General features: G+C 60.7%; 11 protein-coding genes and 3 pseudogenes. 7 read left to right on the top strand and 7 right to left on the bottom strand.

The features are described 5' to 3' along the window. Window positions 1–931 (top strand): annotated as a pseudogene (locus LX81_RS23030) (DDE-type integrase/transposase/recombinase); the annotation flags it as partial. Here the strand turns inward: LX81_RS23030 and LX81_RS20950 are convergent. Both LX81_RS20950 and LX81_RS23460 read right to left on the bottom strand, forming a co-directional pair. Continuing rightward, on the bottom strand, window positions 894–1,568 hold the full coding sequence (locus LX81_RS20950; RefSeq protein WP_111539201.1) for an aspartate/glutamate racemase family protein: 675 nt from the start codon (window positions 1,566–1,568) through the stop codon (window positions 894–896). The pseudogene LX81_RS23030 and the gene LX81_RS20950 overlap by 38 nt on opposite strands. Continuing rightward, the gene (locus tag LX81_RS23460; protein ID WP_373280307.1) at window positions 1,565–2,179 is read right to left on the bottom strand and encodes an amidohydrolase family protein; all 615 of its coding nucleotides are present in this window, start codon (window positions 2,177–2,179) and stop codon (window positions 1,565–1,567) included. The genes LX81_RS20950 and LX81_RS23460 overlap by 4 nt, the downstream gene beginning before the upstream one ends. Window positions 2,180–2,316: 137 nt before the next feature. Here LX81_RS23460 and LX81_RS23455 point away from each other — a divergent pair, with 137 nt between their 5' ends. Continuing rightward, on the top strand, window positions 2,317–3,096 hold the full coding sequence (locus LX81_RS23455) for a hypothetical protein (protein ID WP_373280306.1): 780 nt from the start codon (window positions 2,317–2,319) through the stop codon (window positions 3,094–3,096). A gap of 58 nt (window positions 3,097–3,154) precedes the next feature. Here the strand turns inward: LX81_RS23455 and LX81_RS23450 are convergent. The 3 genes and pseudogenes from LX81_RS23450 to LX81_RS20930 all read right to left on the bottom strand — a co-directional run bounded on the left by LX81_RS23450 (window position 3,155) and on the right by LX81_RS20930 (window position 5,628). Beyond that, window positions 3,155–4,088, bottom strand: a pseudogene (locus LX81_RS23450) (dihydrodipicolinate synthase family protein). Beyond that, window positions 4,085–4,705, bottom strand: a complete 621-nt coding sequence (locus LX81_RS20935; protein WP_111539200.1) for a flavin reductase family protein — start codon at window positions 4,703–4,705, stop codon at window positions 4,085–4,087. The pseudogene LX81_RS23450 and the gene LX81_RS20935 overlap by 4 nt, the downstream one beginning before the upstream one ends. Continuing rightward, window positions 4,702–5,628: an N-carbamoyl-D-amino-acid hydrolase gene (locus LX81_RS20930; protein ID WP_111539199.1), complete on the bottom strand. Its 927-nt coding sequence runs from the start codon at window positions 5,626–5,628 to the stop codon at window positions 4,702–4,704. The genes LX81_RS20935 and LX81_RS20930 overlap by 4 nt, the downstream gene beginning before the upstream one ends. Before the next feature lie 216 nt (window positions 5,629–5,844). Between LX81_RS20930 and LX81_RS20925 the strand changes: the two genes are divergently transcribed. Continuing rightward, window positions 5,845–6,768, top strand: coding sequence for a LysR family transcriptional regulator (locus LX81_RS20925; RefSeq protein WP_170134081.1), 924 nt, complete (start codon window positions 5,845–5,847; stop codon window positions 6,766–6,768). A gap of 154 nt (window positions 6,769–6,922) precedes the next feature. Here LX81_RS20925 and LX81_RS20920 read toward each other — a convergent pair whose 3' ends face one another. Further along, window positions 6,923–8,020, bottom strand: coding sequence for a ParB/RepB/Spo0J family partition protein (locus tag LX81_RS20920; RefSeq protein WP_111539197.1), 1,098 nt, complete (start codon window positions 8,018–8,020; stop codon window positions 6,923–6,925). Further along, complete coding sequence (locus tag LX81_RS20915; protein WP_111539196.1) at window positions 8,017–9,321, bottom strand: AAA family ATPase; 1,305 nt, start codon at window positions 9,319–9,321, stop codon at window positions 8,017–8,019. Before LX81_RS20915 ends, LX81_RS20920 begins: the two co-directional genes overlap by 4 nt. A gap of 450 nt (window positions 9,322–9,771) precedes the next feature. Between LX81_RS20915 and LX81_RS20910 the strand changes: the two genes are divergently transcribed. The 4 genes and pseudogenes from LX81_RS20910 to LX81_RS20900 all read left to right on the top strand — a co-directional run. Then, the gene (locus LX81_RS20910; RefSeq protein WP_111539195.1) at window positions 9,772–10,470 is read left to right on the top strand and encodes a DnaA N-terminal domain-containing protein; all 699 of its coding nucleotides are present in this window, start codon (window positions 9,772–9,774) and stop codon (window positions 10,468–10,470) included. 499 nt (window positions 10,471–10,969) lie between these two features. Next, window positions 10,970–11,236 (top strand): hypothetical protein, encoded by a 267-nt coding sequence (locus LX81_RS22415; protein WP_211322856.1) that lies wholly within the window; start codon window positions 10,970–10,972, stop codon window positions 11,234–11,236. Then, entirely contained in the window at window positions 11,233–11,571 is a 339-nt protein-coding gene (gene tnpB, locus LX81_RS20905) for an IS66 family insertion sequence element accessory protein TnpB (protein ID WP_170134079.1), read from the top strand. The genes LX81_RS22415 and tnpB overlap by 4 nt, the downstream gene beginning before the upstream one ends. A 182-nt stretch (window positions 11,572–11,753) precedes the next feature. Then, a pseudogene (locus LX81_RS20900) lies at window positions 11,754–11,993 on the top strand (transposase); the annotation flags it as partial. Between the last annotated feature and the right edge of the window lie 59 nt (window positions 11,994–12,052).

The following is a 12,052-nucleotide window of genomic DNA, read 5'->3' as shown; positions in this document are numbered from 1 at the left end:
CGAAGAACGGTCTCTATGCCCTGCAGCCCACGATTCCGCACCTGACGCGCTCGGCATTGCACCGATGCCTGCAACGATGAGCCATTGCGCGCCATCGGTTCGAGCGCGATGGCGAATGCATCTTCCGCCTGCCGGACGTCGAAGGCGATAAACTAAAGCGGCAGCGCTTCAAGCGCTACCCGATCGGGTTCGGCGGGACATCGCGGGTCCATCCACGATGTCTTCTCCGCCTCACTCCACATCGATATCGCCAAAGTGCAGACCACCGAGGGCAAGCTCTATCTCTTTGTGGGCATCGACCGAACCAGCAAATTCGCGGTCACCCAGCTCGTCGAGAAGGCCGACAGGCGCACCGCCTGGGAGTTCCTGCAGCACATGCTGGAGGCATTCGCCGCTTTGCGGCTCATCTTATCACGTCTACACCATTCTCACGGACAACGGCATTCAGTTCGCCGAGCAGCCGCGGAACCGAAACACCAGCATCTCCCGGCCAATGCGCCTTGACGCTTCCGGGGCTTTCGCGGCCCCACCGGGGCCACGGTCCCCTCCAACTCTGCGAAGCCAACAGGATCGAGCACCGCCTGACGAAGCCGAACCATCCATGGAGTTACGAGGATCAGAAAACGATCCAGGGGATCGTTTTCCCGAGTGACGGGACAGGTCGAACGGATGAACCGCACGATCAAGGACGGTGAGGCCCAAAGCCGATCCGGGGGATCGGCGACGGCTGAACGTCGAGCGCTTCCACTTTGAAAGACACGATCAGCTGTGCATTCACCTTGACGACTTCATGGCCGCTTACAACTTCGCACGCAGGCTAAAGACCCTCGGCGGCCTCACGCCCTACGAGTACATCTGCAAAATCTGGACTTCCGAGCCATATCGATTCATCCTCAACCCGATCCACCAAATGCCGGGAATGAGCACCTAACTGTGCCCCACGCCATAGCGACGGCTGCCTGGACGGGATCGATCACGGGTATGCCTAAAGCCGCTTCCAGAGGCGCACGGTGGCACACCATTCCCGCGCAGCCGAGGACGATGACATCTGACCCGTCCGACTTCAGCGCCTGACCCACCTCTTCCACGAGGGCGAAGGTGCTGTCTCCGCGTGCGCTTTCGTCGACGCTGACGCCGAGAGCGCGCTCCCCTGCAAGCCGGTCGAGTACGCCCATGCGCCGCATGAACCGCCGGTGTCGCGCGATGGAGACCGGCGCGATCGCGACGACCCCGAACCGGTCGCCGCGCGACAGGGCCGTTAGGACCCCGGCCTCCTGAATGCCCCAGACCGGACACCGCGCGACGGACCGGCACGCCTCGACCCCTGGATCGGAATAGCAGGCAATCACGATCGCCGCGGCGTCCCTCCGATCGCCCACCAAACGGACAAGTGGCATGACGACCGCGTCGGAATCGACTTGGCTCTCGATCCCGAACGGTCCTTCCTCGAGGGTCAGACAGTGGATATCGGGGACTCCGGGCAATCGGAACGGCGCCAGGGCGCGGTCGAGGCCCTCCGTCACGGCCGCATTGGAGTTCGGGTTCACCACCAGGATCGGTCCGCTCATCTGGAGGCCTCCGGTGCGATCCGGGCGCCGAAATTCGACATCGGATCGAGTTCCGGGGCAGAACCGCCGGGATACCCCGTGAAGTCGGGTTGGGCGCGCTTGACGAATTGTCCATGCCCAGGCTCGGCCACGAGTTGCCCGTCCTCGATCACGCGACTTCCGCGCGAAAGCACCGTCACCGGCCAGCCGGTGAGTTCGCGCCCCTCGAACGGGGTGTAATCCATCGCGTCGTGCTGGTCTTCGGCACGGACGATCCGTGTCGTGCCGGGATCCCAGATCGCGATGTCGGCATCGAGCCCCACCGCGATCGAGCCCTTCTGCCGAAGCCCGTAGAGACGCGCAGCGTTCGTCGCGGAAAGAGCTACGAATTGCTGCAACGTGATCCGTCCCTTCCCTACCCCTTCGGAGAAGAGGAGCGGCAGGCGCAGCGCGATCCCGGGCATCCCGTTGGCAATCCGGTTGAAGGGCGCGTCCGGCCCCGCCGAGAGCTTGCCCGTCGCGTCGAACCGATACGGCGCATGATCGGAGGAGAAGACGGAAAAGGTACCCGCCTGCAGATGCCGCCAGAGTGCCTCCTGCGTGGCCGCGTCCCGCACGGGAGGAGAGCACATGAACTTCGCACCCTCCATTCCGGACCGGTCGAGATCCGACCGATCGAGGAACAGATATTGCGGCAGGTTTCCGCGAAGATCTTCGCACCGTCGAGCTTCGCGCGCGCGATCAGCGCCGCGCCCTCCGGGGTCGAGACATGGACAACGAGAAGGGCCGCGTCGATGAAGCGGGCAAGCGTGATCGCGCGATTGATCGCCTCCGCTTCCGCCGCCGCCGGATGGCTGATTGCGTGGTAGCGTGGTGCGCTGTACCCCGCCCCCAACAGCCGATCGGTCATCCATCGGATGATACCGCTGTTCTCGGCGTGAACCATCGTGAGCGCGCCGTGAGATTTCGCGACGCTGAGGATGTCGAGGAACTGGCCGTCATCGACCTTCATGAGATCGTAGGTCATGAAGACCTTGAAGGAGGTGACGCCCCGCGCAAAAGCCGCCGGCAATTCCTCGGAGAGCACCTTCTCCGTCGGATCCGCGACGATCAGGTGATACCCGTAATCGATGACCGATGCCCCGTCCGCGCGGCTATCGTAGAGGTCGAGCGTCTCCGTCACCCCCATGCCACGATGCTGCGCGGCGAAGGGCACGAAACACGAATTCCCCCCGAATGCTGCGGAGATGGAGCCGCTTCGATAATCGTCCGCGGTCATGCCGCCTGTGGCACTTTCCTGCGCGATATGCGCATGGGCCTCGATCCCGCCCGGGAGGACCAGCCGACCGGCCGCGTCGATCACGTCGGGCGCGTCGAGCCCCTCCCCGATCGCGGCGATCCGTCCCAATTTGATCCCTATATCTGCCGAGAACGTATCGGCGGCGGTGGCGACTTGGCCGCCTCGAATGACGAGGTCGAAACTCATCATGATGTTGCGTCCCTGGCCTCGCCGCAGTTTCCCGCCGCCAGCGAGAGATCCATCCCATGATCGACGTATTCTGATCCGGCATCGATACGACCAAACCGTTCGTTTCCATGCCAGCGCATCAATTGAGTTCCTCTAAGCGCCTCTCGAGCCGCGTCATCAAACGGCTCAGTTCGTCGTGATCCGTTCGCGACAATGCAGGTCCCGGTGCACGGACCCTCGCGCAGGCGATCGCCCCCTGCGGCGCAGAGTCTCCTTCCGGATCGCAAGCCCTATGCCGAGTTGCTGCTCGTACCGCACGAGAGGCAGGTAGGCGTCGAAGACGTCCTCCGCCCCGTCGTGATCTCCCACAAGGGCGCGTCGCACCACATGGACCATCATCTCCGGGTAGGCGAAGCCGGTCATTGCCCCGTCCGCACCCCGCGCCATTTCCTGCGGCAGAAACAGACCGTTGTTTCCCGTCAGGATCGACAACCGCGGCGTATCGCCTATCCCACTCTCCCGGCGCACGCGGGTAAGTTTCGAAAGCCCTGGCCAGTCCTCGTGTTTCAGCATCACGATCTGCGGGTGGTCCCGGGTGAGATGCAGGATCGTCTCCACCGAAAGCATCACGTTCGACGCCATCGGGTAATCCTGCAGGCAAAGCGGTACGTCAGGACCCAGAACATCGCAGACTTGGCCGAAATAGCCCCTTACCCGATCCTCGGGACCGAGCCCCGCAGGTGGCGAGACCATCACGCCGGCGGCACCGGCCGACATCGATCGATGCGCCAGCGCCGCATCGGATCGAGTCCTGCGGCAGACACCCCGACGACGACTGGGACACGACCTTCGACCCGGCGCATGACGCTTTCGAGAAACGCCCCGGCTTCCTCCGGTGAAAGCTTCGACGCCTCGCCCATGATGCCGAGGATCGTCAGTCCCGTGACACCCGCCTCGAGATAGAAGTCGATCAGACGATCCGTGCTCTGGAGGTCGAGCGCCCCGTCCTCCGCGAAGGGAGTGGCCGAGATCACGAACACGCCCGCGGTCTCCCGATCGATCTGCGCGCTCATGTTGAACCGCCCGGCAGGGTCGGGATCGCGTGTCGACCAATCTCCTCCAACCTCGCGTAGCGATCGGCAAAGAGCCTCGCGACAGGCCAGTCACCGCCCCACTCGACATGCATCCGGTCAAGATCGAGCATTCCATCCCGCGCGGCCAGCGCCACGGCTTCGCCGATGACGATGTCGCGTTCGGGGCTAAAGTTCAGGGTCAGGCGGTGGCGGCATTCAAGCGCCACGGGCGCGTCTGCCAGCCGTGGCGGTGCGACTTTCGAGGATGGGAGCGTCGCGAGGCCCAATGCGTCGACTTCGCCCACGTCGGACGGATAGGCCGCGGCGCTCGCGACCATCGCTTCGAGAAGCGCGGGCGTTGCGATGTTCACGACGAATTCGCCGCAATCCGCGATATTCCTGGCGGTGTCCTTCGCGCTACCCCCCTTCCGCTCGACGCCCAGGATGATCAGCGCGGGATCCTGTCCGAACACGTTGAAGAAGGAATAAGGCGCGGCATTCACGATCCCGTCCGCGCTTCGTGTCGTCACCCAGGCGACGGGACGCGGAATGACGGTGGCGCAGAGGAGCTTGTACCGGTCTCGCTGATCGAGCGTATCGAGATCGACGACACTCATTCCGGCAAGATCACCCCTGTCTGTTCGGTGATGCGCTTGTAATGCTCCACGCGGCGGTGCCGCGCGAAATCGAAGATCGTCTTCTTTCCGAAGTCACAGGCATCCATGTCGCAGGCATGCACAACCATTTCGTCGCCGTCGGTCCGGGCACGCGCCACGACGAAACCGTTCGGATCGACGATGATCGTACCTGCCATCAGGGGATGGCCATCCTCGATACCGCCCTTCGCCACGCCGACGACCCAGGTGGCGTTCTGATAGGCTCCGGCGGTCATCACCAGTTCGGAGTGATAGAGGCGTTTTGTCTCGTCCTCCGCTTTCATCTGGCTGTTTACCGACGGCGTATTGTACCCGAGCATGACGAGCTCGACGCCCTGCAATCCCATCACGCGGTAGACCTCGGGCCAACGGCGGTCGTTGCAGATGCACATGCCCATGATCGCGCCCTGGCTGCGCCATACGGGAAAGCCGAGATCGCCCGGTTCGAAATACCTTTTCTCGAGATGCTGGAACGCCCTCTCCTGATCGTATTCGTCATGTCCGGGCAAATGCACCTTTCGGTACTTGCCGACCACGTTCGCTTCGCGATCGGTGAGGATCTGGGTATTGAAGTGCCGTCCCTCGGGGGTCAGTTCGGCATAGCCGAAGCTGATGGCGACATGGAGGGCACGCGCCCTGTCGAAAAGCGGTCGGGTCGCCTCCCCCGGGACCTCGCGCTCGAACCAGGAATCCACCTCCGCCTGATCTTCCATCCACCAGCGCGGAAAGAACGTGGTGAGGGACAGTTCCGGGAAGACGACAAGCGTTGCCCCCTGCCCTGCCGCATCTTCCAGAAGCGCCAGCATCCGATCGACAACTTGCGCGCGGGGCTCGTCTCTTTGGATCGCACCCATCTGCGCCGCACCGATGACGATCTCTCTCATGACGTTCTCCCTAATTGATTCTTCTTAGAGACGTTCACTAACTTTCCGTGTCGGACCACCGTTAGCCGATACCGGCAGGCACGGATGAACGCGTGCCGAAACGGGTCTGCGTACGACATGAGGGAACACAACCGTGTTTGGCCAGGCAATATCCATAGCTATGAAATATTCGTCCCCCCAATAAGTTTGGGTTATATGCGGAGCAAATGGACGGGAGTGACCTTCGTGTTCACCTTGAGGCAGTTGGAAATCTTTCGTGGAGTCATTCGCACACGAACGACCGTTGGTGCGGCACGGGCATTGCGCGTCTCCCAACCCGCGGTAAGCAACGCGATCCGGCAGATGGAAGCCCGCATCGGCTTCCCCCTCTTCGAGCGCGTCGGCAGCCGCCTGATACCGACGCCCGATGCGGAAGAGATCTATCATGACAGCGAAGCGATCTTCAGCCTCTACAATGCGTTCACGCATCGCATCGAAGCTCATCGCAGAAGCGAGATCGGGAGTCTTCGGATCGTCTCCACTCCACCGATCGCAAACGCGCTCATACCGAACGCCCTGAAGTCGTTTTCCGCGCCTCGGCCGGACCTTCGCGTTCATCTGGATACTCGTAGGATGGACGGTGTGATGGAGGCGGTGGAGATGCGGATGGCGGATCTTGGTTTTGCCCTGAATCCGCCGGAGCGGGAGGGATTGGAGATCAGCACGATTGCCAAGGCGCAGATGGTTTGCGCCTTTGCCCCGGGACACCGGTTCGAGGAACTGGCAACCGTCTCTGCCTCCGACCTCGAGGGGGAACGACTGATCCTCTTCGAGCCGAATAGCCGGCTTGACGTGCTGACGCGAGGCTTCCTCGGCGACGGGATACGACAGGGCGCAGTCGCGCAGGTCCGGTATACTTCTATCGCCTGCCTCATGGCCGAGGCAGATCTAGGGGTCACGCTCGTCGATTCTCTTACAGGCGTAAATGGACACCGGTACGGGATCAACGTTCGCCCTCTTTCTCCCGCCCTACCGGTGCCGGTGGCGTTGATCACGCGTCGGAACGAACCTGCGAAGCGCGTTCATACAGCTTTCCTCGGCGCGCTGAGGGCGATGGAGGCGCTTCGCGATTTGAACTCCGCACCTGCATTTGACGAATAGCTCCGCATCCCAGATTGCGGTCCGTCCTTCTGCGGGACATTTGCACCGCGACCGGACCACGGCCTGGAAAGAGGAAGCTTTTGAAACGGAGGCATCCTCCGTTAATCCATGCCTAATTGCGTCAGAGGATTTCCCTGCGGGGAAATATGGCTCGTCAATCCTCAAGAGCCCCGAAGAATGCCTCGACAGCCCTCTCGAGCCTCGCCCTGTCGAGCCCGGCAAAATCCAGCGAAGCGCGAAGCTCCATTTTCCCATCGGCGGCCGTACAACGCACCCCGGGCCCTACCGGCACGGACAAGACGACACGGCCGCGACGGGCCGCCTTAGGCGCTCCACGGGTCTTCTTTGGAACGACAGATTGCCTTGCCTCCGCGAACCGGGTCAAAATGCCGAGTTCCGTTTCCGCAGTTCGCTGCGGAGCCGCGCGAAGAGTGTCGGACAGTTCAGCGATCGATCCGGGATCATCGTCAAGCAAATCCGCAAGACGAAGGCCCAACGCCCTAGGTACAGCGAATGGATGCTTGAGATAGCCCGACGTTCGATCAATCAGAGCGGCGAACCTCCTGATATAACTTCGTTTTTGCGGCGAGACTGATGCATAGAGTTGATTGACCGCAGCGTCGAGATTGGTGCAGCCCTCTACACCCTCCGTGGCGTACGACGCTGCCAGCATCGCCATCTCCGCAAACGAGATATCCTTGCGGATCAGGTTCTCATCGACCATGCGTCTGTATAATGCCGCATCGCCCTGCCCCGTAGCGATGAGCCCCGCCGGTATGCGCGACCATTTTTGGTCCGCCGTCTCTGCATAAAGTTCGCGATATGCAGATAGTCGCCTTAGACCCTCGACGAGTTCGTACCGCCCGTCCGGTCGCGCGACGACGCGGATTGGATTTGAAAGCCCGATCGCATCGAGCGATATTTTGAGTTCGGAGAGATCGAGATCGGCGTCGGTACTGCGATCACGCGTGAGCCGTTCCGTATCAATACGATCGACGGGAATAGTGTCGGTGACTAGCCCCTCGCGCTTGAGCCTTACGAATTCATATGCAAGCGCATCGTTCTCGGCGCGGATATCATCCTCGATCCGCTTACGGTCTCGCAGCGCTTCACCGGTTTCACCGATTGCCGTTGCCATGGGCCCGCGGCGTCGAGCCTGCTCGCTTTCAGGCAACGGCTCACCGTTCGATTTCCCCTCGGGGAAATCCTCATCCGGCATATCGATATCGAAGATGCGACGCTTCCTGCTCATGAAAGCTCCTCCATTCGATCCCAAGCGGTAAGCACATGCTGCTTGAACTCGACATAGGCCGCATCGAACGTCGAACGCGCGCGTCTCCATGTCTCACGAGTCATATCGCGGTAATCGATCTCATAGACCGAAGAAAGAAACCGCCCTGACTGCTCGACAGCCCTTGTGTGCTCGATCGGATGCTGCGTCATCCGATCGCCGAATACCTTGAGGAACGCATCCCGCATTGCCCTGTGGAGTTCATTACCAGGCTCGAAACGGGTGAGAAGGAACCGGATGTCGAGGAACTCCTTCCTCGATTTCCCCGCAGGGAAATGAATGTTGTGCTCAAAACCTTGCAAGTCTGCCAAGGCTTCCGACAGCTGCCCGATGAATGACGTCGTCGAGTCGTACTCCCAGTATCCCGGACCAGATGGAATGTAGAGGACGTCAGCCGCAAACACTGCATTCATCGACTGATATCCAATCGCGGGCGGACAGTCGAAAATGACAATGTCATAGGCATCCGGGGGCAGGGCGTTCAGCCACCGATCGACCGCAGCGAAAAAGGACCAATCGGGATTCACGTGCCTATACTGCGCGCTGGCAAACTCAACGAACGCCGCGTTCGCACAACTCGGCACGATATCTATTGTCGACCAGCAGGTGGACCGCACGAAATCCGTAATGCGCAGGTCTGCGAGACCAGAATCCGAGATTGCGGTTGGAACACGACGGTGGGGCAGGGCGCGCCCGGATTCCGCGCCCTGCGCAGCCCGGTTCATACGACTCGTCTCATGGATGAGATCGCGCGCCATGATGCCCCAGACGGTATTGTCCTCGTTCACATCGCTCAGGCCCATTGAATGGCTCAACGTCGCCTGAGGATCGAAATCCACGGTGAGAACCCGGTATCCATCTAGGGCCGCAGCATGTGCGAGGTGGAGGGCGGTCGTCGACTTACCTGCGCCTCCCTTGAAGTTTGCAACAGCAACCCGGATTGCCCGCCGATTCCCAGGACGCTCCGGCATCAGCGATCGCCGGTTCACCCGCATCCTGCGCCGAAGCTCGTTGACTTCGTCGAGAAGGAACCATCTTTGCCTACCGTCAGGTTCGACCTCTCCAGACGGTAGGGATGGGTCCGCAGCAAGACGCCCGCGAAACGTGTTCTGGTTGACCTTGAAGATAAGTTCGGACACCTCCCACGAAGAGAACCTCCGCAGCGACTTGTCGTTGCCCGGCGAGAAAGTTTGCCGCCGTATGTGGCCCTGCATGCGCAGGGACGAGTCTCGAAGCGATTCAAGATCTGAATGGTCGAACATTCTTTCTCCCAACGTTCATCAAACGATTTTTACGATGTACGCCGAATTTGACATTCAGGCAATCCACGGATCATTCTTGTTCAGGACCCGATTTCCCCACGGGGAAACGGGTTAGGGACGACAGGTTCAATCGATGCGCCATAACCGATTCGGCGCGTCAGCTGGAACGCAACTCACTTCACCCAAGATTGGGGTGACATATTGCAGCGAACCACAACCCATTGAGGTGACAATTAACCTATTTGCGGTGACACCCTGGATGTCCCCCAATACCTTGATACCTGCTGAATTCTTTTCCAGATCGTCTCCTATCGACATACAGCCGTTCCGCTTGACTCTTCCTGCTTACTCAACGCAAATCGGGGAAGGCTGCCGAAGAGCGGTGGGCAATATGTCGCGAGGCGAGACAGAGATGTCGGGAGTGTGGCCCGAGTTTTGGGAAAATACGCCATGAGCGTGGAGCAGCGGATTCGACCAACACCGTTCAACGGAGCCGTCGGAGCGAGCTTTAAGTACGATGTTCTCACTGCGATCGGCGCCTATGCGTGTGCTGGCGATCTTAATCGTCAAAGAGTTTGCTTGCGCTTCGTGACGCTTCTCACGGCACGATATGACTGGAAGCGGGATATTTTGAATGTCGGCCAAAGAGAAATTGCGTCGCTTTGGTCGGTTAACGAAAGAACCGTTAAGCGGGAGATGGCTCGCCTGCGAGAGATCGGCTGGCTGGTCCTCAAACGACCCGCAGCTCGTGGACGCGTCGCTCAGCACGGGCTTGGGCTCGACACTGTGATGGCGGATACCAGCCCATCTTGGGCGATCGTCGGTCCCGATTTCCTAGAACGTATGGCGGGTCCGAAACCTGTGTCGGACATCCCAGATCGGAACGTGGTTCCATTCCGACGTGATTATGCGGAGCGAGGGGGGTCCTGGGCGGACATCGAGCAAAGACTCCTGAATTCGGATCCGGCCGGTTTCGCGGCTTGGATCGCTCCACTACACTTCGAGCGGATCGAAGAAGGGCGCCTAATTCTCAGTGCAAGGTCCTCGTTTCACGCATCTTTCGTCAGGACCCATCATGCAGGTGCGATCCTCGCACATGCGGTTCGAGTGCGTTCGGACATCGTTTCTGTCGAGATAAGCGTAAAGTAGTAGTTTCAGCAGGAGAAGCACTGGGCCCTGTATGTAAATTATGGTTGGCTCAGTGCCATTATGCACAATACGATCCTTAAGTTATGGGGATAGGTTCGATGGTTCGGCGTGGACTAAATGTGACCGAAGCGGGCAGGGTGATTGGATAACTGATTAAAATCTAAGTCAAACGCCAGCGCATGCGGCCATCCAGCGTGAGCGATCATGGGCTGAGTTGGCCGAACGATTTATGGTAAGCGCTGCATCGGACCCTATCCGGGCGGTCTGACGACACGCCGGCCCCCCGGGTAGATTGGCCCTCCAACAATCCGGAGGTGCCACCATGGAAGCGGATACAATCTGGGGTCATAAGATCCGACGTAAGCCGAATGGGCGTCGGATCTGGCCGGCGGCCCTGAAGGGAGAGGCCGTACGGCGCATCAGGGTCGACGGTGAGAAGCCGAGGGACGTCGCTGCCGAGGTCGGGATCACCGATGCGCACGTCCGCAAATGGATGCGGGTGAGCGACGCGCCGGCGATCATTGCCGGAGGCACGTCACCCTTCGTCGAAATGCGTGTCGAAGGAGGGTCAGCCTTGACCGAGAGCGAGCAGGCATCAAAGCTTCATGAGTTCGATCGATTGTCAAACAACACTCTGTCGGCGCCGGTTAATCCACCTTCATGCCGCCTGATATTCCGCGATCTCGCGCTCGAGTTCCCCGCCTCGATCAACGCCGCCGCACTGGCGTCCTTCGTGGCCGTCCTGCGGGAGGGCGCGCCGTCATGATCTTTCGGGCGAATGGATACCGCATCCACACGGCCATTGAGCCGGTGGACTTCCGCAAGGGGATGGACGGGCTGGCCGCCCACGTGACCGCGTCCTTCGAGCTCGACCCGTTCTTCGTGTTCCGCTCGAAGGGCGGCAACAGCATCAAGGTCCTGATGTGGGACGGCATGGGCCTCGTGCTGATCTACAAGCGCCTCGAGGCCAAGTGCTTCGTCTGGCCGCAGGTACGGAGCGGTACGATGACGCACAGCAAGACGCAGTTCGAGGCGCTGTTCGAGGGTCTCGACTGGCGGCGGATCGTACCGGCGCAGCAGCTTCGCCCGAAGGTCGCCTGACCATCGCACGATCAGCGCTCAGATCGCGTCCCGCGGGACATCTCGATGTCCTGCGGGACCTCTTCGAGGTACCGTCGCACGAGGAGATTGAAGACAGGTTCCATGCCTTCCGCAACAGTTGACCTGCCACGGGATTTTTACTCCACCGTCGATTAGAGTCCGCCCCAACTTGAGGACGGACAATGAAGCGAACGAGCTTCACGGACGAGCAGATCATCGGCATCCTTGGCGAGCACGAGGCAGGCGCGAAGTGCGCCGATCTGTGCCGCAGTTCAAGCGTCGAGCAAACGATCCGGGGGATCGTTTGTAGCGTAGAACGGCATGTCGGAAGGCACCTTCTACAACTGGAAGGCCAAGTTCGGCGGTATGACGGTGTCGGAGGCCAGCGGCTGAAGACACTCGAGGATGAGAACGCGAAGCTGTAGGTCCGCAGGACGCTGGCCGAGCAGATGCTGGATCTGGCTGCGATGAAGGATCTGGT

Source organism: Palleronia aestuarii (assembly GCF_003253995.1).
Taxonomy (GTDB): Bacteria; Pseudomonadota; Alphaproteobacteria; order Rhodobacterales; family Rhodobacteraceae; genus Palleronia; species Palleronia aestuarii.
Note: the sequence above shows the minus strand (reverse complement) of the source record. Positions and strands in the feature narration are given on the sequence as shown.